A 23,246-nucleotide genomic window follows, 5' to 3' on the forward strand; every position below is an offset into this window, starting at 1 on the left:
AATGGATTTATTAATCCATCAGGTGTTCCAGGCCGTAAACCAGTTCATTGCGTTTCACTACTTCTTTGCAGGCTAAGCAGATACCCGGCATAAATGACTCTCTATGCTGCGAATTATGCTCTATCTTCAGTGTTTCGCTTAATCCGCCGAAAAATACAGTCTGCTGTGCAACTATGCCCGGTAAACGTACTGAATGTAATTTCACACCGTGCAGTTCAGCACCACGGGCGCCTTCTATCAGCTCCTTATCGCTGCATTTTACGGCTGCCTTAGTGCGCGCCTGGGCAATTAATTCCGCAGTGCGGATACCTGTACCTGACGGACTTTCTTCCTTCTGCGGGCTGTGTGCTTCAATAACTTCTACATCTGGAAGGTATTTAGCCGCCTGGGCTGCAAACTTCATCATTAATACTGCACCCAGCGAGAAGTTTGGTGCGATCAGACCTCCGAGCTGTTTTTCAGCTGCTAATGCCTGCAGTTCATTTACCTGTTCAATTTGAAAACCACTGGTGCCGACAACAGGGCAGGCGCCGGCATTGAGGATAATCTGCGTATTAGTAAAACCTGCAGAAGCAGCGGTTAAATCCACAACCACCTGTGCGCCGGTCTCTTTAATCAGCGCCGCCAGGTCATCACCAAAATCACATTGACCAGCTAGATGCAGTTCAGGATCGTTATTAACTGCATTAACGGCTTCGCTGCCCATACGTCCTCTGGCACCATTTACGATAACTTTAACCATGTTTATTCCTTATGTTTTACGGCAATGACATTAACTCTATCAGTTTGTGTATTTATCGGCTTATTATATTTGAGATAAAAAATAAATGCCGAAAGCAGCCCAGCTTAGCGCTAATAAAACCCAGGGTAACTTACTGTTTTTTTCTTCTGTTGTCTCTATCTCGACTTCTGTTACCTGCTGCTGTTGTTGTCTTTTTTTCTTTTTATTCGCCTTGTCAGCCTGGCGGAGTTTTTCTTTGGCTGTTTTTTTGTATTCGGCAATGCCTTTCTGAATACCCTGAGCAATTAAGCGTGTCTGCTCTTTAGTCTGCCCCGGTTTTTGTGTTTTTTTGGCAATTGCCAGCGCTTCATCCTGAGTTTCTGCTGAAATCTCGTTTTTTTTGTTTTTAGCCATTTTATCAGCGCCTGTTTTCCTGAAGGACAGTTAATCGTCTTAATGATTTGTTATTAAGGGTTTCTAAAAAATTTTCAGGATCATCGTATCCATATTCAAACATATGCGCCGCCACTTTAGCCCATAGTGCCGAAGTCTCTCTAATTTCATTATGGCTGCGCCCGCACCCCCGGCAAAAGTCGCCGTCGCTTGTACATTGGCTCGTACATGGACTAAATTTCATAGGAAAATCCTTACGTTATTTACTCCTGTAGACAGGAGTGTTTAGTTATCAAACCTAAGCAGCTGATTAGTGATTAAAAGTTGTATATCATTTAGCAAGTTAGTCTAGCAATTTTAGAGAATGTAATCATGAGTTTTAAAGGTCTTTTTATCAGCATCTGCTGTTTAATATTAATGGCGTGTTCAGATGCTAGTGAACAGCTAAATCAGGATTATGGAAGTCCGCAGACCCGTGACCGGTTACTGCCCGTTGACCATCCGCTTGCTGTGCAGTTTGAACAGCAGGTGCAGCCTGTTATTGAAAAGCGCTGCGTGGTTTGTCACGGCTGTTATGACGCCCCCTGCCAGCTAAAACTATCCTCTGCTGAAGGGATTGACCGCGGTGCGTCAAAGGCTAAGGTTTATAATTCCGGGCGAATTCTGGCCGCGGATCCGACACGCCTGTTTATTGATGCATCCAGCAGTGAACAATGGCGTGAAAAAGGTTTCTCTGCGGTTTTAAATGAACGCGATCAGACACTGCTTGCTAATCTGCAGGGCAGCGTTCTGTATCAGTTACTTGTACAGAAAAACAAACACAAGCAGCCCGAAGCAGGGCGCCTCCCGGAAGAGTTTAATTACCATCTGAACCGAGTCGAACAATGTCCGACACTGGATACGCTGGATGAATATCAGGAAGATTATCCGCTGGCAGGCATGCCCTACGGCCTGCCGAATCTGAGTAAAGAAGAGTTTAAAGTACTTGAAACCTGGGTTGGTCAAGGGGCACCGATGTCGCAGCCGCCTGCGTTATCTGCCGCAGTGCAGCATGCAGTGACAAAGTGGGAAAGTAAGCTTAATGATAATTCATTAAAAGCGCAGTTATCCAGCCGTTATATTTATGAGCATCTGTTTCTGGCGCATCTGTATTTTGATGAAATAACAGTTGAAGAAGGACTGAAGCCGCTGTTTTTCCGTTTAGTGCGTTCATCAACAGCACCGGGTTTTCCGATTCAGGAGATAGCCACGCGCCGACCCTATGATGCCCCTGAAACAGATAATGTTTATTATCGTCTAAGGCTGGATCCGGGCACGGTTTTATCCAAAACCCACATGCCCTATGCACTTAACAGTAAACGCGAGAAACGCTGGGATGAGCTCTTTTATAAGAATGATTTTGAGGTAGAGGTTTTACCCGATTATCGAAGCGCGAGTCCCTTTGTAGTCTTTCAGGCGATTCCAAGTTATTCACGTTACAGCTTTATGCTCGATGAAGCATTTTTTACTATCAGTGGTTTTATTAAAGGGCCGGTCTGCCGGGGAAGTATTGCGCTGAATGTTATTAATGATAATTTCTGGGTGTTTTTTGTTAATCCAGAGCTGGAAACTCGTGTTACAGCGGATCAGTTTATACTTCAGCAGGCTGATAATTTACGCCTGCCTTCAGAAACCAGCAGTGAAACACTCTCTGTTCGCGACTGGTTAGGTTATGCCGCCGGCCAGACCCGCTATATTAAGGCAAAAAGTAAGTTTATCGAGGAGAATATGGATCTGCAGTCTGGTTTACAGCTGACAGATATCTGGTCGGGCAATGAGAATTCGGCGCTGACAGTCTTCCGCCATTTTGACAGCGCCAGTGTTGTTAAAGGCAGTGTCGGTAAGCAGCCTAAAACAGCATGGATTATTGACTATCCGGTATTAGAGCGGATCCATTATTTACTGGTTGCCGGTTATGATGTGTTCGGCAATATCGGTCATCAGCTGACAACTCGCTTGTATATGGACTTTCTGCGTATTGAAAGCGAGATGAATTTTATCTCTTTCCTGCCTAATGAAAGCCGCCCGCATGAGATGGCAAGCTGGTACTTAGATTCAACCAGTGAGCTGGCTAATTATCTGGAAGATCAGAGTCTGCTTTATTCTCGTCCTACGGGAATTTCTTACCAGACGCCTTTTGTAAAAGAGGAGCTTCTGAGCCTGCTGAAAAATTATGTTTATAACTCTCAGCAGAAAATAGACAATAACTTTAAATATATGATCCCTCTGCAGGATCTCTCTCTTAAACGTTTAAATGCTTTGGATAACCGCGTTGTCAGGGAACTGCCGGAAATGAGCTTTATTCTGATCGAGTCAGAAAAAGGTAAAGATCGCCTTTATACTTTATTACGTCATAATGCTCATAAAAATGTATCAAGTTTACTTAATGAAAAAGCTAACCGCTTACCTTTATTAGATACAGCTGGTATATATAAGGGCTTGATAGGCAATTATCCAAGTCTGATCTTTCGGGTGCATGAAAGAGATAAGCTGACTTTTATTAACCAGCTTACGGCAGCTAAGAGCAGTGCACGCTTTACTGAGCTGTTGTCACGCTTTTCAGTACGCCGCACTAACCCGGAGTTCTGGCAGATAAGTGATAAACTTCATCAGCTCCATTTCCAGGCAGATCCGATAAGTTACGGCTTGTTTGACTATAACCGATTAGAAAATCGTTAATAAGGAAAAATATGACATTTCAACTGGACCCGCGTCTGCATAACGACTGTTTTAAACTGGCTGAAAGCGCCGGCAGCTTATGGTTATTACTTAACAACAGCCATTTTCCGTGGATGATCATTGTGCCGAAAACACAGCATCAGGAATTGTACCAGCTAAGCGGTCAGGAACAGACTCAGCTGCAGGCGGAAATAAATTTAATTAGTGAATTTGTTAATAATAATTTTGAGTGCGCTAAACTGAATGTCGCCTGTATTGGTAATATTGTTAAGCAGATGCATGTACATATTATTGCCCGCAGCGAATCAGATCCCTGCTGGCCGGGTGTTGTCTGGGGAACAGATTTTAAGCAGAGCTATAATATTGCTGATGTGTTTAAAATTCAGGCAAAATTAAAACAGTTCTGCGAAGATAAAAATATTAATGACTTACAGTTTGCGTCTCCTCAATAAAGCTTTCTTCTATGATTGATTTAATTGTTGATTCGGCTTAATTTGGTAGTTTACACAGCAAAGATTAAAGGAAGCATCAAATGCTTAATTTTTCACAGCTTTTCAGTGAAGTAAAACAGCTGCCTGTTTTACCCATTTTATTACTGGAACTCATGGAAAGCTTTTCGGACGAAGACGCCCGCGTTGAAGATATAGCTAAAAAAATAGGCATGGACCAGTCGATTAGTGCGAAAGTGATCCGCATGGCGAATTCTGTCGCTTATCGGCGCGGCAAAGAGGTTGAATCGATTGAACGGGCAGTGATTCGTTTAGGTTTCAATCAGGTTCGCCGCATTGTTGTGGCTACTTCATTGTCAAACGTTTTTCCCGAAACTCCGGGGTTTGATAAAGACAAGTTCTGGAAGGATACCTTTACTACTGCAAGTATTGCTAAATCGCTGGCTAAGCATACCAATCTTAACCAGGAAACCGCCTTTACCTGCGCCATGATGCATAATATTGGTGAATTATTACTGCAGATTTTAAAGCCGGAAGAGTGCTCATTAGTTGCCATGGCGATTGAAACCGGTGAACCGCGCCTTTCTGCTCAGCGTGAAATATTTGGTTTTGATTACAGTCAAGTAGGTGCGGAACTGGCTAAACACTGGAATTTTTCTGCGGTATTCTGCGATGCAATAGAACAGCAGCTGGATCCGCTTTCTTACGAAACTCCTTCTAAAGAAGCGATCTTAATTCGTCTATCGGTATTCGCCAGTTTTGCATGGGGGGCAAACCTGCCGCCGGAAATGATAGTGGCACGTTTCCCGCCGACATTAACGGATTATCTCAATCTGAATAAAGACGGGCTGGTCGATGAATTTGACGGCATGATTGAAGCGGGAGAGGAGCTTGGCCGTTTAATGTCGCATTAACTTTGTTTAATAAAGTCTAAATCGTCAGCATTACCTTTTAACAGATAAAGCGGCTTCGCATATTTGCGGGCCATTTCTTTTGCCGGAAATTCATCCTGATCTGCTTTAATGCATAATTTATCAGCTTGTCTGATCAGGGACAGATAACTTTCATTCTGGGCATATTTCTGATCTTTAAGCTGTTTATAGGATAACAGGCAGATGCAGGGGGTTAAGGTTAACACCGGCAGGTAAAACTGACTTTGTAAGAGATGTTGAATATTTTCCAGATGTCCAGCACCGGCCGGCTCAATAAAAATCCGATCCGGGTTAACTTCTTTAATTAAGTTATTTAAGGCAACCCGAAACGGCATACCGGCACTGCAGCATAAACACCCGCCGTAAACCTCTTTAATAAAAACCTGATTATGGCTGCAGAGATCTTTTTCATATTGACTGCTTCCCGATTCATTAACCAGAACAGCCCATTTTTCATGGCAGGGTTTATAGGAAATCAGCTGTTTTATAAAGGAACTTTTACCTGAACCTAAAAATCCAGCAATAATATGACATGCAATTGAGGTTTTCATGAAAATATACTCCGTAATGGCTGTCCATCGTAGCATATTTCACCATATCTCAGTTATACTGCGCTTTCAAAATAAGAGAGGTGATTATGATTTACAGCATGACGGCATTTGCACGTAAGCAATTCAAAGGTGATTGGGGGACTGCAGTCTGGGAAATCCGTTCAGTAAACCAACGTTATTTAGAAACCTATTTTCGCCTTCCTGAACAATTTCGTGGTTTAGAAGTTAAATTAAAAGAAGCGTTTCGCAAACGCTTACAGCGCGGCAAAGTTGAATGCAGCTTACGTTTTGAAGCCGGCGGCGCGGATGAAAGTGCATTATGCATGAATCAGGATTTTGCTGCTCAGCTTATTCAGAATGCACAATGGGTGATTGAAAAAGCCGGCAGCGGTACACTAAATCCGCTTGATATTTTGAAGTGGCCCGGCGTGATGCAGGCTCCGGAGCAGGATCTTGATGCAATTACCCTTGAGCTGATGACTGGTTTTGAAGAAACGCTGAATGAGTTTGTTGAGTCTCGAGCTGCTGAAGGCGCTAACCTTGCTGTATTTATCGAAAAACGTTTAGCAGGAATCGCTGAACAGGCCAAAAAAGTTCGTTCATTTATGCCGGAAGTACATGCCTGGCAGAAAGCGCGTATCCTTAAAAAATTCGACGATGCTAAAGTTGATTTAGACAGCACTCGCGTTGAGCAGGAGTTAGTTCTGCTGGCGCAGAAATCAGACGTTGCCGAAGAGTTAGACCGTTTAGATTCGCATATTGGTGAAAGTATCAATGTATTGAAAAAAGGCGGAGCAGTTGGACGCCGTTTAGATTTCATGATGCAGGAATTTAACCGTGAAGCGAACACCCTCGGCTCAAAAGCAATTAATACTGATGTTACAGCCGCTGCTGTTGAATGTAAGGTTTTAATCGAACAGATGCGCGAGCAGGTTCAGAACATAGAATAGTGTTCCTATAGGTTTTTTACTGCTTCTTATGCCTTGATTTTACTGTGTTTGTGTTTTCTTGCTGTCGTGCTCCGTGTTTATATGGCGGGTAACTGTCACCCGCTGTTTAACGGGAGTGAGCGCACTAACGGCAAGCTAGCTGTAGAATAAGTAGAAGCTAAAGTAACGGGCAAAGCAGGAGTATTCGCAGATGGTGACGGCTTGTATTTTGTCGTCCCAAATCTGATAAACATATTGGATGATAAGGTTCACTTCCAATAACAAACATAAAAAGATGATATTAGCCAAGTATAGCGAACTGACGCTGCAGATAATTCTGTGTAATTACTGCTTTTAAACAGCCTTCAAACATTATCAAAAATGCCGCCGCACCAGCTTTAACTTATACTGCCAGATGAGGTAATAATGAATTATCTGTCAAGCTGTGTATTATTTTCTATTTTATATCCTGCTTATGCTTACATTAATATTGTATATTGACTGATCTTATTTTAACCTCCTTAGGCTTGTTTTTATGGTTTCAAGCTTTATTGATTAATTATACAGGTAGGAATTAATACTAAATCCGGGCAAAAACTTACAGGTAAGCTTTATGCAGATAGAGACACTATGGTAAAAATAGTCCGAAATAAAAGTCTCAAGCTAAACACAAGTGTACAAATTTTATAACGTTATGTGATCAAAGGGATATATCTCAACCGGTTAGTCAATATGTAACTCAAAATACATCGTAGGGAAGGGTGCTCAGCATGAAACTGCAACAATTAAAATACCTGAAAGCAATTGTAAACAACAATCTCAATATATCATCCGCTTCAAAAAGCCTGTTTACTGCTCAACCCGGTGTTAGTAAGCAGATTGGCCTCCTAGAATCTGAACTTGGTTTAAAAATCTTTGAGCGCAAAGGTAAAAACCTGCACTCAATAACACCTATCGGACAAAAGCTCATTAACGAAGCGTTTAAAATACTTGAAATTCAAGAAAATATGCATGCGATGGCCCGTGACTTTCTAAACCCCGAAGAAGGGTGCCTCAATATCTACACTACCAACAGCATCGCCCGTTTTTTACTGCCAGCCACTGTTGACCACTTCGTGAAAAAGCATCCCAATATAAGCTTTCATATCGGATCTGCTCACCCGGATGAAAAAGGAGCTGTTCTTAAAAAAGGACAGTCAGATTTTTCTATCGTGGCTCAAGAAGTTGAATTAGATACTGATATGATTATATTACCAGCTTACAAATGGTCTTTAAGCTTAATCATTCCGGCAGATCATCCGCTTAAAGATGAAAAGGATATTACCCTTGAGAAAATAAGCGAATACAACCTTATTAGTTACGAGAGCGGATCAACCGGGCGCGTAGCTCAAGATAAAGCTTTCGCAGAAAAAGGTATTACACCTACATACTTTATGACAGCGATGGATATTAACGTGATAAAACAGTATGTGAGCATGGGACTTGGAGTTGGAATTATAGCTAAGGTTGCTGCTGACAATATTTGTGATCAGGATGTTGTAGCTATTTCCATTGAAAACCTTATCCCGTCCAGTTATGCATGGATCTGCTACAGCAGAAATGTGTTCTTACAAAAATACATGTATGACTTTATAGAGCACTTTGCACCCCACCTCACAAGAGAAGTGATGGAAAGTATCTCAAGTTTAACCACCAAGGAGATAGTGAAAATGTCTCAAAGCTTTGATCTTCCAAATTATTAAAAACAAGCATCAGTCAACTGACTGATGCTTGTTAAAGATGATTAATGTAAAGGAACTACTTTTTGCTGACTGCCAGGTTAATAAAAATCTGAGCCCCTATCATTAAGAAGTCTTCATCAACAAAATACGGGTTAGAATGAAGGTAATTACAAATTCCCTTGTTCTTATTCCCAGAGCCTAAAAAGAACATCGCGCCACACTGGTTGGGCGCGGCATTAACCATTAAGCTGAAGTCTTCACTGCCGGTCATCGGTGTACAATTCTCATCAATAAGGCTGGAAGGTACCGTTTCCCCGGCTGCCTGAACAACACGATCATAAGCAAACGAACTATTGATCACTGCCGGGTAGCCGCAGTGACTGATGCTGGTCTTATAGCCGCGTAACTCGCTTTGAGTCACTATTGACTTAAAACTATCCTGTAAAATGCGGTTTGTTTCTTCATCCATAGAACGAATGGTGCCGCGTGCCTGTACATTAGCGGCAACCGAATTTGCTACTGAGCCGCCGTTAAACATACCGCATACAAATACTGCAGGAGAGAATGGATTGGTCTGTTTAGCAACAATATAGTCCATATCTTCAATAATCCGCGCACCTTCACGAATCGCATCAAGGCCCTTATGCGGTGTCGAACCGTGTGCAGATTTACCCTCAATGTCGAGGGTCCATGCATAACCGTATGAGGACATAATGCCGTTGTTTACCAAAACAGTACCGCACTCTTGTGCCGCATCGTTATGAAGTGCGTAAACTTCAGATACCCCCTCCATACAACCCAGTTCGACCATTTTACTGGCACCATCAACACGCATATCTTCTTCCGCCATCTGGAAGATAAAGCGCACGTTGTGACGTAATTCAGCGGTGTTTTTCGACAGGTAATTAGCTGCAGTCAACGCAATTGCCATATGAGTATCGTGACCGCAGTTATGTGCACGGCCCTCATTCCGGGAGCTGTTTTCATCGTTGGTAAGATCATCCATTTCCAATGCGTCCATATCTGCACGGAAAGCAATAGTAGTTAATGACGGATCAACAATCAGATCAGCAGTAAAACCAGTGTAACCATCGTAAGTACATAATGTGTAACCAAACTCAGTCATTAAGGTTCGGCAGTACTTTGATGTTTCTATTTCTTCACCTGAAAGTTCCGGAATTTTATGAAGATCACGACGAGTATTAACACTAAACTCTTGAAGCTTTAACAGGTTTTCATTTAATTCAAATTGACTTAGCATTAAATAATTCCTTTCATTGAAAAACCGATCTGGGCGATAAGCGAAGCACCAAAGAAACAGCTGGTCGATACGACTAAAAACAAGACAATAATTTTCCAGGATAACTTTTTAAGCTCTTCCATTCTGCCGCCGACCGATAAGCCGGCAAAAGCTAAAAGAGGAACACAGCATGAAAGGAAGCCGACTTTACCAATCGAATCAAGTACAAATATTCTAACTATTGTATCCGGCAGACAGATAACAATACCGATTATTGTTGCATAAGCAAAAGTAGGTAATGGAGAGTCTAGATAATGCTTTGCGACTAGTGACAAAAACACAATAATAGACATAGCGATAAAGCTGTCCCACATACTAAATAAGGGGGTTCCATCGGTTACTGTTTGAGTAAAAATTGCCAGGAATAAAGCAAGAAACACAAACTTCATATCATCAATAGACTTAAGCATTTACTAGCTCCTTCTTCTTATTGCACACTTTATACATAAATTCAGCCAAAGGTATGCCGATAAACGTTAAAGACAAGGCACCAACTACTGATGAAAGTAAATTTGAAGCTGCTGCAATACTTAAAGCCTGGCCTGCCATTTCTGGACTCAATGTACTAACTAAAGCACCAGAAGCGGCACTCAGCATAGAGCCGCTGCCAACACCGCTGCCAGCAGCCAGCGCAAATGGATGCAGGCCTGTTAACCCCCCCAGACTGCCCAGAACACTAAACCACAGAGTACCAATCACTGAACCACAAAGATAAATAGCTAATACACCGATATATTCCGGAGTACCCGTACCATATTTTCCCTGAATCACTGCTATCGAAGGTTCGCGGCTGATAGACGAACAAGCACCAATAGCTTCACGCCCTAAACCAAACTTAATAGCCAAAGGTATTGCGATTACAATAGGTAATAAATTACCCAGTTCTTGAAATAAAAGAGGAACACCTGCTTTCATAATATTATCAATATTAGGAATAATCATTCCCGCATATTGAGTACCAAGAATTAACAAAGAAAAACCAACCATTTTTGATGCAAATGATTCTTCTTTTTGTGTAAAGATCTTGCCCCAAACAGCTATTTTTTTTCTAACAACAGCCAACGAAATAAACATACCTATCATAACGGCAAATAACATCGGCAGAATAGGTATGGAAACCGAGCCAATGGAGATTACCTGCTGACCAATTACAAACTGCGCAACAAAAATCACAACCGCAACAATAATCGTCGTCTTTATAACGGGCTTTAAGCCCTTAATATCACCCACAACATTACACCTCATCTATTAATTTAGGAGGATCTTATCGAGGTGAAAAAATGCAATTATGATCTAAGTCAACTCCCAATATACCCAAAAGTTATAACTTATTTCAAACGGTCAAAGCGGTCAAAATAATATGAAGCCTTAATAAACAGCCTAGGCAAAGTAATGAGAGTTTGCTGCGGCGGCGATGACAAAGAGAGTCTGTTTACTGTCATTTTATAAGCGCTTAACTAACGAGCATATCGAGTGCTGTTTCTTATTAATGTTTTATGCTGAGTGCACCCGGCTTACTTGCCCGTAATAACCGTAGCAACTAAGTTTAATAATGGAGCAGTTTCCACTGCATCGTATTGACTGTTTCTGAGGCCCATAATGACAATTATTTTCAGCAGCCTGATAACTTTGCTTATGCAGTGATTTTCTTACCCTTATAGAGGTACATCCTAGATTATTATGGAAAAGCAGCAGAGCTTCCTTATCATCAACCTATTAGCAAATAAATAAATCATCTGTATTTCTGGAGGTGTTTTATTATCACTGAGTATATGTGATACCCATCACTGAAAGGTGCCTGTTTATTCTTATCTAAGTAAAGTGCGTTAAATAAAAAAGTTTGATAGTGCTTGGATGTGAGGGTTAATCGTTTCTTTAATGGATGACTCTGGTCTGTTAAAAGCAATAAATAAAAGCAGTCTACTAGCGAAAAAGCGGCAGTAAACAGCGAGAGAAAAGTCCCTGGTTAATTTAAGCTTGATAAACACACTGATGTTAATTTTGTAAAGCTGCTAAAACAGCCTGTTATGGCAGGATTTTTTTGTTTTCAGCACTGTATAGCTGTCGTTTTTGTCTGCTAGTGCTCCCTTTAAAATCATCGGCTTATCATTTGTCAAAGTTTAACTGTCTGCGCATTATTTTATTTGATCTGCAGCTGAAATTTTTCTCAAACTATCCGATACAATCCACTGGTTGCCGTTATTTGAATTGAGATGGATTGTAGCTGAACAATCTAGCTGTGCCTCTATTTGAGTAAATGTTAACCATTTGGGTCTGTGGAACTGCAGGCCTGTACTCGAGTGTTCACTTTATAGTTTTATGTAGTAAAAAAGGGGTTAGTATGTTCATTATTGAGCTGTCGGTTGTTCTGGTCTGTATTTTGGTAGGCGCACGAATAGGGGGAATTGGTCTTGGTGTTATGGGCGGGGTCGGTCTCGCGATATTAAGTTTTGTTTTTGGAATGCATCCGACTAGTCCGCCGATTGACGTGATGTTAATGATTTTAGCTGTGGTTGCCGCCGCTGCATCCATGCAGGCCGCCGGAGGCCTTGAGCTGTTAATTAAAATTGCTTCTAATATTCTGCGCAAAAACCCGAAACAGGTTACCTTTATCGCACCTCTTGTTACTTATATATTTACCATGCTTGCGGGAACCGGACATGTGGCCTATTCGGTGCTTCCGGTTATTGCTGAAGTGAGCCGCCGCAGCGGCATCCGTCCAGAGCGTCCGCTGGGCATGGCAGTTATTGCCTCACAGTTTGCGATTGTTGCTAGTCCTATTGCAGCCGCTGTTGTTGCTTTAGTTGCATTTTTAGAGCCGCAGGGTATTACTCTGGCAGATGTCTTATTAGTAACCATTCCCTCTACTTTTCTCGGTTTAGCCTGTGCCTGTATTATTGTTAATAAATTAGGTAAAGAACTTAAGGATGATCCGGAATACCAGCGCCGCCTGCAGGATCCTGAATTCCGTAGAGAAATGGAAATGGATGTGGATCATGAGGAGATAGCAATTAAACCTGGTGCTGGAAAAGCTGTTGGATTGTTTTTATTTGGTGCATTTGCAGTGGTGATTATGGGCGCATTTCCGTCGCTTCGTCCGCAGTTTGACGGCGCTGCCATGGGCATGGCACACACTATTGAAATAGTTATGTTGTCAGTAGCCGCAGTGATTATTCTGGTTTGTAAGCCGGATGGTAATGCTGTTACTCAGGGCTCGGTTTTCCATGCAGGGACACGTGCTGTAGTGGCAATTTTTGGTATTGCCTGGCTGGGGGATACGTTAATCGGCGGTCATGGTGAAATGGTTAAAGAGGTGGTATCGGGATTAGTTGAAGTTGCGCCGTGGACGATTGCTTTTGCTATGTTCGCACTGTCAGTTATGGTTAACAGTCAAGGTGCAACAACTGCAGTACTGGTTCCTGTTTCTATTGCTCTGGGTTTACCGCCTCTGGTTATTATCGCGACTTTTGTTGCGGTTAACGGCTATTTCTTTATTCCTAACTACGGGCCGATTATTGCGTCGATCGATTTTGATCAGACCGGAACAACTAAAATAGGCAAATATATTTTCAATCACAGTTTTATGGCTCCCGGCCTGCTAAGCATGGTTTTCAGTATTGCTTACGGCTTCCTGTTTGCGGGTATGGTGCTGTAAATAACAGCCTGTCTGCAAAGTACAATCAAGCCCTGTTATTGATTTAATAACGGGGCTTTGTTTTTTTACCTGCTTTTACACAAAGAAATTACTGCCTGATTTCAGACCGCCTCCCTCTCTTTCTGGTTATTCGCTGTTGTTTTCTGAAACGCGATTTATTTATAACTTTTAACAACTTATAAGCCCTTGTAAATTTGCCCAATAGCAAAGCAGCCCTATACTCTTATATGTGGAAAATTTTTGGGGAGAGTACTTTAATGATCAGCGAAGATTCAGACTTACCCTCGGCAGTGCAGCAGTGTTTTACCACTTTTCGCCGCAGCGGCGCATTTTTCTATAGGAGGGCAGACGGCTTTGAACCCGTTTCTTCAGAGTATTTTTTAGAAACAATCCGGCGTCTAGCTTTAGGTCTTCGTGCGCTTGGCTTAAAGCGCGGAGATGTGGTCGCAGTAATTGCTCCGTCAAGCCCCTGGTGGCTGATGGTTGATATTGCCGTTATGGCTGCCGGCGGAATCAGTACAGCAGTATTCCCGAAAATCAGTAAAAAAAATCTGTTATACCAGCTTAAAGATTCCGACGCCCGCTTTGCATATATTGATGAGCCGTTATTGTGGGAAACAGCTAAAGAGGGTTGCTCGTCTTTAAAAGCAGTTGTTCTGCGTGATGTAGAGCAAAACCACAAAAACAGCATCACCTTTAATGAGGTGCTTAAAAAAGGTGATCAGCTTTCCCTCACCGACCCGGAGTTATACACACGTCTGCTTGATGAAGTTAACTTTTCTGATCCTGCTACGATTATTTATACCTCCGGCAGTACTGGAGATCCGAAAGGCGTTATTCTTACTCATCGTAATATCTGCAGCCAGATTATCGGTGCAGTTGAACGTTACCCGCTGGATCCCGGTAAGGATCGTGCTTTAAGTGCGCTTCCTCTTGCCCATTGTTTTGAACGTATTGTGGTATATACCTACTTCTGTCAGGGCATCCCCGTTTATTTTGCAGATGATGTGCAGAAACTCAAAGAGTACCTGCCGCAGGTAAAACCGACTGTGATGACTATGGTGCCGCGTATTCTGGAAAAGTTGTTTGCCAGACTGCAGGAGAAAATCGGCACCTCAAATGCACTGACAAAAATGATCGGCGAATGGGGGTGGCGGGTCGCTCATGAGGACTGCCCGCATGGTATCAGTAAGGTGCTTGCTGATGCGCTGTTTTTTAAGAAAATTCGTGCTGGTCTTGGGGGGGAGTTGACTGCTGTGATAGTGGGGGGAGCACCGCTTGATGAGCTGCTCTGCCGCTTTTTTATTAATGCCGGTATTCCGGTTTATCAGGGATATGGCCTGACGGAAACCTCTCCGGTGTTAACAGCTAATTATCCTGGACATAATGTTCCCGGTACTGTCGGTCCGGCCTTTCCCGGGGTAGAGGTGGATATTCGCGGCGCCGACAAAGAGATCTGCTGTAAAGGTCCTAATGTTATGCAGGGGTATCATAAACTTGCTGACAAAACGGCGGAGCGTTTTGATGAGCAGGGCTGGTTTCACACAGGAGACCGGGGAGAATTTGACGGTCAGGGCAATCTGAAGATAACCGGGCGCCTGACTGAAATGTTTAAAACCTCTACGGGCAAATTTGTCTGCCCTATTCCGTTAGAGCAGGCCTTGATTAAACATCCGCTGATTGATGCCGCCGCCGTTATTGCTGAGGGTAAATCATTTGTTGGAGTACTTATTTTTGCCGAGCCGCAGGCATTAAAGTCCTGTATGAACTGCAGTAAGAAGCTGCGCGGCTGCACCGATCCGCTGGATGCACAGTGCTGCATAATGAAGTCACTGCAGCAGCATATCGATAAGGTAAACGAACCGCTTAATGAATGGGAAAAAATTAGAGCTTTTCGCTTTATTACCGAGGAGGCGACGATTGAGTCGGGTCTGCTGACTCCGACTATGAAGCTTTGTCGAGGCAAAACCGCGGAGCTTTACGGCGAGTTGATTGACTCTATGTATGCAGTTGCCGTACAGGATGAGGATGGTTTAGAAGTAGAGGAGGAACTATGAAAGAGAGGCTGGCAGTAATCGAAGGTTATCGAACCCCTTTTTGTAAGGCCGGAACTGTTTTTAAGGATATCAAAGCGGATCTGCTTGGCGGGGTGATTGTGCGTGAGCTGATGGCCCGCTCGGAGCTCAATTATAGTGATATTGATGAAGTGATAATGGGAAATGTTGCCCAGCCGGGACATGCTGCTAATATCGCCAGGGTTATCGCTCTGCAGGGCGGCTTTCCAAGCGAAACAGTGGCTTTTACGGTTAACCGCAACTGCGCTTCCGGAATGGAGGCGATGACCACAGCGGCCAATAAAATTTTCGCCGGCGAAATAAATACAGCTGTGGTGGGCGGGGCTGAATCTATGTCGCAGATCCCGCTGCTTTTCGGCCCTAGGATGACCGGATTATTTGTAAAATTAATGGGGGCCAGAAGCCCATTAGCTATGCTGCGGGTACTTTCCACTTTTCGTCCCGGGTTCTTAAAACCGGTTATTGGTATTGAACTGGGATTAACGGATCCCTTCTGCGGACTGAATATGGGGGAAACTGCGGAGGTGCTTGCCCGTGAATTTGCAGTCAGCAGACAGGAGCAGGATGATTTTGCTCTTCTCAGTCATCAGCGTGCTTTTTCCGCATTGTCGGCGGGCCGCCTTGCAGATGAGATTATTCCCGTTCCGGTGATGCCGCATTATAAAACTGTACAGCATAAAGATAACGGCCCTCGCGAGGAACAGACGCTTGAAGCACTGGCTAAGTTACGCCCCTATTTTGACCGGGTTGCCGGAAGCATTACCGTGGGTAATGCCTGTCCGATAACCGACGGTGCTGTTGCTTTTACTGTGATGGCGGAATCCGAAGCTAAGGAGCGCGGCTTGAAACCTTTAGGTTATCTTAGAGAGTATAGCTACGCAGGACTTGAAGGGGAACGCATGGGATTAGGACCGGTTTATGCGGCATCCAGCCTGATGCGCAAGAGCGGTCTGCAGATGAGTGACTTTGATCTGATTGAACTGAATGAGGCTTTTGCGGTACAGGTCATTGCTAACGAACGCGCCTTTGCCAGTGATCTGTTTGCTCAGCAGTATTTAGGCAGAGAAAAGGCGCTTGGCACCATCGACAGAGAAAAGTTAAATGTCAACGGAGGTGCAATTGCACTTGGTCATCCGGTTGGTGCAACGGGCGGGCGGCTGATTTTAACTTTGCTCCATGAACTGCGCCGTCGAGGTTTACAACGTGGGCTTGCTACTCTTTGTATAGGCGGCGGGCAGGGTGCCGCACTGGCGCTGGAGGTTGAATAATGAAAACTATTCGAGTTGAAAAACAAGACTGGCTGATAAGGGTTATTTTTGATCTTCCCGGAGAGAAAGTTAACAAACTTTCCAGCAGTGTGATGGCTGAGCTAGATCAGGTGTTATCTGATATTGCGCAGGAGCGCTCTTATCAAGTAGTGAGTTTTGAAAGTGCGAAAAACAATATCTTTATTGCCGGTGCGGATATTGAAGAGCTGCAGGCGATCCGGACTGTCACTATCGCACGAGATAAGGCGCAGGCGGGGCAGCAGATGTTTTCACGTATTGCCGATCTGCCGCAGACGACGGTTGCTGTTATCAACGGTGCCTGTGTAGGAGGCGGCTGTGAATTAGCGCTTGCCTGTGATTTTCGCCTGGCGACCGATAACCCCAAAACTAAAATTGGTCTTCCCGAAGTGCAGCTGGGCATTATCCCTGGATGGGGAGGTACACAAAGACTGCCGCGCTTAATCGGGTTACCCGAAGCGCTGAAAATAATACTGCCGGGAAAAACAGTTGATGCCAGGAAAGCCAGTAAAATTAAACTGGTGGATAAGGTGGTAACGGCCGCGCTTTTAGAAGTGGAGCAGCAGAACTTCTTCCTGCAGTTACGCGACAGCATTTTCTGCGCTTCACTGAAAAAAAACAGAAAACCGAAAAGAAAAATGCAGTATCTGATCAGCCGTCTGCTGCAGACTTCTATCGGGCGCTCTTTTGTTATTAAGCAGGCGACAAAAAATGTTTTAAAAACAACTAAAGGTATGTATCCGGCACCGCTGGCTGCTCTGGATGTTTTATCGCAGTCGTGCAGTTTTGAGCAGGGTATCGAGCGTGAATTAGAGGCTTTTGCAAAACTTGCCGTTGGAGATATCAGCAAAAATCTTATCAGTCTGTATTTTTTAAATGAACAGGTGAAAAAAGAGTCTGGTTCAGATTTCACTGGAGAAATCACGGCGCCGTCATCGGGGGCGGTTTTAGGCTCTGGAGTAATGGGCGGGGGGATCGCCTGGCTGATGAGTCATCGCGGTTTATCGGTCCGGATGAAAGATATCAGCTGGGAAGCGATTTCTCTGGGGTATGCAGAGGCGGCTAGATATTTTGCACAGTTAAAAAAACGTCGCCGTATTAAACAGGAACAGATTGACAGAGCGATGAACCGTATTGGTGCCGGCATTGATTATCAGGGATTTTCCAGGGCTGATGTGGTGATAGAAGCCGTTGTTGAAAATATGGAGGTCAAAAAGCAGGTGCTTGCAGAAGCTGAAGAATACCTTTGTGAGTCTGCTTTATTATGTACCAATACTTCGGCGCTGTCGGTTTCTGAAATGGCCGGGGTATTAAAAAGACCGCAGAATTTCTGCGGCATGCACTTCTTTAATCCGGTTAACCGTATGCCTCTGGTAGAGATTATCCGCGGGGAGGAAAGCAGTGAAGAGATCGTTGCCAGGGCGGTGGCAACGGTTAAAGGCTGGGGAAAAATACCCGTTGTAGTCGGCAACTGTCCGGGATTTCTGGTTAACCGGATTTTACTGCCTTATATGAACGAGGCTGCTTATCTGCTTGAAGAGGGAGCCGCTGTTGACAGTATTGACCAGGCTGTTACTGATTTTGGTATGCCGATGGGACCTTTTCAGCTTGCCGATGAGGTTGGTATTGATGTCGGTTATAAAGTTGCGCAGATTCTTGAACAGGGATTTGGAGAGCGTATGGCTGTCTGCTCTTTATTAAAAACAGTTTATGAAGATTATAAACTTCTTGGTAAAAAAGGCGGGACGGGTTTTTATCATTATCATAATAAAAAAAGTGAAGTAAATTCATTGATTTATCAGGCCCCCTCAAGGGCTGCTCCTAAAGAGCATGATCACCAGGAGATGATAGACCGTCTGCTGATTATTATGGTCAATGAAGCTGCTTATTGTCTGCAGGAAGGCATAGTTGCTGATGCCGGACAGTTAGATCTGGCTATGGTAATGGGAACCGGATTTCCTCCATGGCGGGGAGGGTTATGCCGCTGGGCAGATTCTGTCGGGTTGGACACTATTGTGAAAAAGTGCGAAGTCTTTAATGCACAGGCAGATCCGCGTTATCAAGTGAGTCCATACCTGCGTGAATTAGCGGATGCCGGACGGGGATTTTATTCGTAGTAAAAGGAGTTTTTATGAGCTTACCAGATAAGGAAGAAAATGAAGTAATCATTGATACTTCGAAAATGAGTGATGCAAAAGCCTCGTCATTACATATTACTGAAAGTGCTAGGGAATCAGTATGGCATCACCCTAGTTTTGGTAAGTCGTTATTTATGGGGGAGTTTAAAAAAGAGATACTCTTCCCCTTTCCTGTGCAGAGTAATGAAGATAAAAAAATAGGTGATCAGTTAGTTATGCAGGTCGGCAAGATTCTTCACGAACAGCTTGATGCTGATTTAGTTGACGAAACCCGCACCATTCCCGATCAGGCGATCCGGGCGCTGGCTGAAATCGGCATCTTTGCCATGAAGGTGCCCAAGGAATACGGCGGTCTTGGTTTAACGCAGGTTAATTACAACCGGGTGATGATGGCGATAGCCAGTCACTGTGGTTCAACTGCGGTGCTGATATCCGCTCACCAGAGTATCGGCGTACCGCAGCCGCTTAAGTTATTTGGTACCCAGGAGCAGAAAGAGCGCTTCCTTCCCCGTTTCAGGGAGGGGGCTATTTCAGCTTTTGCTTTAACCGAACCTTGTGTTGGTTCGGATCCTGCGCATATGGAAACCACTGCAACTCTTAATGAGCAGGGCACGCATTATCTTATTAACGGTGAAAAACTGTGGTGTACCAATGGTCTGATTGCCGATTATCTGGTGGTGATGGCCTGCACTGCACCTAAAATGGTCCGCGGAAAAGAGGTTAAACAGATTTCTGCATTTATTGTTGAAGGAAAAAGCCCCGGCATTGAGCTGGTTCACCGCTGTGATTTTATGGGTATACGCGGTATTCAAAACGGACTGATGCGCTTTACCGATGTGCAGGTGCCGGTTGAGAACCTGCTTTTAGAAGAGGGGCGCGGCTTAAAAATCGCATTAGCGACACTTAATACCGGGCGTCTCACCCTGCCGGCGGCAAGTGCCGGTATGGCTAAGCAGTGTGTCAATATGGCGCGGCGCTGGGGAGGAACGCGTGTACAGTGGGGATCTGCAGTTGCAGAGCATGAAAAAGGCTCTAACCGTTTAGCCTTTATTGCTTCTACGGCTTTTGCTATGGAAGCAGTGACCTGGATGACCAGTCATCTGGCTGATAAAGGTAATGTCGATATTCGTATGGAAGCCGCTATGGCTAAGTTGTTCTGCAGTGAAATGGCCTGGCAGGTAATGGATGAAACGGTACAGATGTTTGCCGGACGCGGTTATGAAAAAGCATCTTCATTAAAAGCGCGTGGTGAATTACCATTTCCAGTGGAGCGTATGCTGCGTGACTGCCGAATTAACCGTATTATCGAGGGAACATCAGATATTATGGAACTGTTTTTAAGCCGCGAGGCTTTGGACACCCACCTTAAACTAGCCGCAGATCTGATTAAGCCCGGGGCAGACTTTGCGGCTAAAAAAACTGCAGTTGTTAAGCTGTTAAAAGAATATGCCGTCTGGTATCCCAGACAGTTTATTAATTTAACTCTGTTTGCACGTTTTTCTCATAAAGGGAAATTAGCCGGGCATATCAATTATTGTCAGCGTACTGCTCATAGGCTGGCAAGAACACTATTTCTACAGATGGGAGTGCATCGTGAGAAGTTAGAGCTGCGTCAGGAGATTCTTGGGCATCTAATGACGATAGGCTCAGAGCTGTTTGCTATGGCTGCTGTCTGCTCCTATGCCGAAAGTCAGGTTTTAAAAGGTCATAACAATGCGGTAACTTTAGCAGATCACCACTGTCGACAGGCTCGTAGGCGTATTAAAGCGGAGTTTAAGGCGGTTTTTTCCGGACAGAGAAAAACGGCGAAGCAGATTAGTACGGCGATATTAAGAAAAGACTTTTCCTGGCTTGAAGAGGGGATCTACCCCGTAGGCCCTAAGGAGTAGCGGCAATGCCTCATGAGCCTACCCTTGCCAAGCCAAGCCGCTCATTCCGCTTATCGAGCCTGTTGATTAGAATTATTGAAAAATTTACAGGTTCAACGATTTCGGCTGAGGGGCTGGAAAATCTGCGTACTAACCCTACTTTATTTGTAGTTAATCACTTTACCCGGATGGAAACTGCACTGCTGCCGCAGGCTTTGTATAAATTTAACGGCCAGATGGTGCACTCTTTAGCTGACAGCTCACTTTTTGTTGGTCCCTTTGGTAGTTTTCTTGAATCCGTGGGAGCGCACCCCTTAAACCTTGAAGGGCGGGATGAAAAAATAATATCGGAACTGATGAGCGGTACCTATAACTGGGTTATTTATCCCGAAGGTTCGATGATAAAAAATAAGAAGGTGGTTGAAGGACGCCGTCTGCAGCTGCGCCTGCCGGATTCTGTACGTGCCCCTCACACCGGAGCTGCGATTTTAGCGCTGAAAACATTTCTGATGAAGCAGGAGTACAAAAGAGCGATTGCTGATAATAATGAAGAGCTGATTAATTATTATCAGGAAACCTATAATCTTTATGGGCCGGGGGATCTTGCTCCGCAGGACTTATGTATTGTTCCGGTTAACATCAGTTATTACCCGCTTCGTCCGGGCAAAAATTTATTATCAACCGGGGTACAGCTGCTGCTTAAAGACATCTCGCCTGAGGTTGAAGAAGAGCTGCTGGTTGAAGGCAGAATAATACTAGAAGAGTGCGATATCTCGATCTCTTTCGGTCATCCCATTGATGTGCGTAGTTTTACCCGGCCTTACCGGCGTTTTTTCAGGTACTGCCTGCCTTTTTTATCTGCATCTAAAACCATGGACTGGCTGATGGTGATTATGCGCCATCGTCTTACCCGCATTTTTATGTATCGAGTCTACAACCGGCTGGCAATTAATATGGATCATCTGGTTGCTACCGCTTTACGTTATGTGCCGGACAGCGGCATGGCGGAAAATGACTTTAAAAAGGTGATATATCTGGCGATTATTCTGATTAAAAGCAGAAATAACCGCCGGGTTCACCTAAGCCTTAGAGAGGGGATTATTAATCTTGTCTCCGATGAACCTTACCTGCCCTATGATAAAATGATGGAACTGGTTGAAGCTGAAGGAACTGCATTAAGAGAAAACGGCGGCCTGTTTGTTGATCAGAATAAAATAGCAAAACCGTCACACTTTCATCGAATGCGTATTGAGAATACCACCAGTGTATTGGCTAATGAATTTGAAGTGATGAGAAAGTATGTCTGCGCCATCAGAAAACTGACGGCCGGCTCTACGGACAAGCTTTCTCAACAGGTGGCGGAAACCGCTGCAGAAAGAGACCGTTCTATTTACGAAGCGGAAAGAATGCGTTCTTTTGAGCAGAACCGCACAAAAAGCAGAGAAGCGGGTAAGCCGCGTCACCTTAAAGGTGATGCAGATAAGCTCGGGATTGTGCTGGCACATGGTTTTCTGGCTTCACCCGGTGAGATGATTGAGCTGGGAGGGTACTTAAACCAGCTGGGTTACGGGGTTTATCTGGTGCGCCTAACTGGTCACGGCACCCACCCGAAGGAGCTGGATACAGCAACGCTGAAATCCTGGTTAGAATCATTTAAACGGGGGTATGCGGTTCTTTCACATTATCATTCTAAGGTAGTGCTCAGCGGATTTTCTGCCGGTGCACTGCTGGCGATTTTGAAAAGCTGCGGAGATATTGAAAAGGTGGCGGGAGTTATCGCTATTAATCCGGCGCTGAATTTGCGTCAGAAGTCTGCGCAGTTTTCACCGCTTTTAGACAGCTGGAATAAGATGATGGAAAGTATCTCCTTTACAGACGGGGCATTGAAGTTTGTCGACAATGATTCTGAAAGTCCTGACTGTAACTACCAGCAGATATATATCGGTGGTCTGCGCCGCCTGCTGGAGCTGCAGGAGTCCTGCCGCAGTAAGCTGCCGGAAGTTCGTGCTCCTTTACTGATAGTGCAGGGAAGCGAAGATCCGGTTGTTGATCCGTCCGGTGCCGTGGAAATTCTTGATAAGGTCAGATCGCCCTATAAAAAGCTTGAAGAGATAGTTTTTAAACGCCATGTTATTGTTCGCGGGCATGCAAGTCTGGAAGTATTTAAAGTTGTGAAGAAATTTTTAGAGACGCTTTAGCTGCAGCTATGAGCAAAGTGAAAACGGAATTTAGCCAGGTTTTTAATCTTCAGGTGCTCGATTTCAATTCCCTCCGACTTTAATAATTCTACTTTCCTGGCTGTACCTAAAGCGTACTGGCCTATTTCACCTGTACTTTTAACCACCCGGTGACAGGGCACAATTATCAGGTTTGGATTATTTGCCATCGCATTACCCACTGCCTGGTAAGCTTTGCAGTTAAGCGCATGAGCAATATCCCCATAGGTAACAACTTTACCTTCGGGGATCTGTTTTAATAAGTCATAACATAACTCATTAAAGGTTTTCATT

The 23,246-nt window shown here is 44.2% G+C and carries 19 protein-coding genes; 11 read left to right on the forward strand and 8 right to left on the reverse strand.

Translation table 11 applies throughout. The annotated features are described in order from the left end of the window. Positions 1 to 10: 10 nt before the first annotated feature. From dapB to G337_RS0101135, 3 genes are all read right to left on the reverse strand, one after another. The gene (gene dapB / locus G337_RS0101125) at positions 11 to 742 is read right to left on the reverse strand and encodes a 4-hydroxy-tetrahydrodipicolinate reductase (protein ID WP_028862240.1); all 732 of its coding nucleotides are present in this window, start codon (positions 740 to 742) and stop codon (positions 11 to 13) included. 63 nt (positions 743 to 805) lie between these two features. Beyond that, positions 806 to 1,135 (reverse strand): DUF2956 domain-containing protein, encoded by a 330-nt coding sequence (locus G337_RS0101130; RefSeq protein WP_028862241.1) that lies wholly within the window; start codon positions 1,133 to 1,135, stop codon positions 806 to 808. Positions 1,136 to 1,139: 4 nt separating this feature from the next. After that, positions 1,140 to 1,358, reverse strand: a complete 219-nt coding sequence (locus G337_RS0101135; protein ID WP_028862242.1) for a DUF1289 domain-containing protein — start codon at positions 1,356 to 1,358, stop codon at positions 1,140 to 1,142. 128 nt (positions 1,359 to 1,486) lie between these two features. Here G337_RS0101135 and G337_RS0101140 point away from each other — a divergent pair, with 128 nt between their 5' ends. The 3 genes from G337_RS0101140 (at position 1,487) to G337_RS0101150 (ending at position 5,195) form a co-directional block, all read left to right on the forward strand. Continuing rightward, positions 1,487 to 3,832 carry a fatty acid cis/trans isomerase gene (locus G337_RS0101140; protein WP_028862243.1) on the forward strand — a complete coding sequence of 782 codons (2,346 nt, stop codon included), beginning with the start codon at positions 1,487 to 1,489 and terminating at the stop codon, positions 3,830 to 3,832. A gap of 11 nt (positions 3,833 to 3,843) precedes the next feature. Next, positions 3,844 to 4,284, forward strand: coding sequence for an HIT family protein (locus tag G337_RS0101145; protein ID WP_028862244.1), 441 nt, complete (start codon positions 3,844 to 3,846; stop codon positions 4,282 to 4,284). Between the two features lie 80 nt (positions 4,285 to 4,364). Further along, complete coding sequence (locus G337_RS0101150) at positions 4,365 to 5,195, forward strand: HDOD domain-containing protein (RefSeq protein ID WP_028862245.1); 831 nt, start codon at positions 4,365 to 4,367, stop codon at positions 5,193 to 5,195. On the opposite strand, the gene G337_RS0101155 is transcribed toward G337_RS0101150, so the two are convergent. Continuing rightward, positions 5,192 to 5,764, reverse strand: a complete 573-nt coding sequence (locus G337_RS0101155; protein ID WP_028862246.1) for a GTP-binding protein — start codon at positions 5,762 to 5,764, stop codon at positions 5,192 to 5,194. The two genes, G337_RS0101150 and G337_RS0101155, sit on opposite strands and share 4 nt — an antisense overlap. A gap of 86 nt (positions 5,765 to 5,850) precedes the next feature. Between G337_RS0101155 and G337_RS0101160 the strand changes: the two genes are divergently transcribed. Beyond that, a complete protein-coding gene (locus G337_RS0101160) occupies positions 5,851 to 6,714 on the forward strand; it encodes a YicC/YloC family endoribonuclease (protein ID WP_028862247.1) in 864 nt (287 codons plus the stop codon). Positions 6,715 to 7,463: 749 nt separating this feature from the next. Beyond that, a complete protein-coding gene (locus tag G337_RS0101165; RefSeq protein ID WP_028862248.1) occupies positions 7,464 to 8,435 on the forward strand; it encodes a LysR substrate-binding domain-containing protein in 972 nt (323 codons plus the stop codon). A gap of 55 nt (positions 8,436 to 8,490) precedes the next feature. Here G337_RS0101165 and G337_RS0101170 read toward each other — a convergent pair whose 3' ends face one another. From G337_RS0101170 to G337_RS0101180, 3 genes are read right to left on the reverse strand one after another with little or no spacing between them, the layout of a single operon-like run. After that, on the reverse strand, positions 8,491 to 9,675 hold the full coding sequence (locus G337_RS0101170; RefSeq protein WP_028862249.1) for a M20 metallopeptidase family protein: 1,185 nt from the start codon (positions 9,673 to 9,675) through the stop codon (positions 8,491 to 8,493). Continuing rightward, positions 9,675 to 10,124, reverse strand: coding sequence for a hypothetical protein (locus tag G337_RS0101175; protein WP_028862250.1), 450 nt, complete (start codon positions 10,122 to 10,124; stop codon positions 9,675 to 9,677). Before G337_RS0101175 ends, G337_RS0101170 begins: the two co-directional genes overlap by 1 nt. Beyond that, positions 10,117 to 10,944, reverse strand: a complete 828-nt coding sequence (locus tag G337_RS0101180) for a DUF3100 domain-containing protein (protein ID WP_211235772.1) — start codon at positions 10,942 to 10,944, stop codon at positions 10,117 to 10,119. The genes G337_RS0101175 and G337_RS0101180 overlap by 8 nt, the downstream gene beginning before the upstream one ends. Positions 10,945 to 12,055: 1,111 nt before the next feature. Here G337_RS0101180 and G337_RS0101185 point away from each other — a divergent pair. The 6 genes from G337_RS0101185 to G337_RS0101210 all read left to right on the forward strand — a co-directional run bounded on the left by G337_RS0101185 (position 12,056) and on the right by G337_RS0101210 (position 22,934). After that, entirely contained in the window at positions 12,056 to 13,369 is a 1,314-nt protein-coding gene (locus G337_RS0101185; protein ID WP_028862252.1) for an anaerobic C4-dicarboxylate transporter family protein, read from the forward strand. Between the two features lie 257 nt (positions 13,370 to 13,626). Further along, a complete protein-coding gene (locus G337_RS25330) occupies positions 13,627 to 15,426 on the forward strand; it encodes an AMP-dependent synthetase/ligase (protein WP_169719598.1) in 1,800 nt (599 codons plus the stop codon). Next, complete coding sequence (locus G337_RS0101195; protein ID WP_028862253.1) at positions 15,423 to 16,712, forward strand: thiolase family protein; 1,290 nt, start codon at positions 15,423 to 15,425, stop codon at positions 16,710 to 16,712. Before G337_RS25330 ends, G337_RS0101195 begins: the two co-directional genes overlap by 4 nt. After that, the gene (locus tag G337_RS0101200; protein WP_028862254.1) at positions 16,712 to 18,847 is read left to right on the forward strand and encodes a 3-hydroxyacyl-CoA dehydrogenase NAD-binding domain-containing protein; all 2,136 of its coding nucleotides are present in this window, start codon (positions 16,712 to 16,714) and stop codon (positions 18,845 to 18,847) included. The genes G337_RS0101195 and G337_RS0101200 overlap by 1 nt, the downstream gene beginning before the upstream one ends. Before the next feature lie 14 nt (positions 18,848 to 18,861). Further along, positions 18,862 to 20,757, forward strand: coding sequence for an acyl-CoA dehydrogenase family protein (locus tag G337_RS0101205; protein WP_028862255.1), 1,896 nt, complete (start codon positions 18,862 to 18,864; stop codon positions 20,755 to 20,757). A 5-nt stretch (positions 20,758 to 20,762) separates the two neighbouring features. After that, positions 20,763 to 22,934: an alpha/beta fold hydrolase gene (locus G337_RS0101210; protein ID WP_028862256.1), complete on the forward strand. Its 2,172-nt coding sequence runs from the start codon at positions 20,763 to 20,765 to the stop codon at positions 22,932 to 22,934. On the opposite strand, the gene G337_RS0101215 is transcribed toward G337_RS0101210, so the two are convergent. After that, the gene (locus G337_RS0101215; protein WP_028862257.1) at positions 22,931 to 23,245 is read right to left on the reverse strand and encodes an MGMT family protein; all 315 of its coding nucleotides are present in this window, start codon (positions 23,243 to 23,245) and stop codon (positions 22,931 to 22,933) included. The two genes, G337_RS0101210 and G337_RS0101215, sit on opposite strands and share 4 nt — an antisense overlap. Position 23,246 lies beyond the last annotated feature (1 nt).

The organism is Psychromonas aquimarina ATCC BAA-1526, from assembly GCF_000428725.1.
In the GTDB taxonomy this organism is placed as follows: domain Bacteria; phylum Pseudomonadota; class Gammaproteobacteria; order Enterobacterales; family Psychromonadaceae; genus Psychromonas; species Psychromonas aquimarina.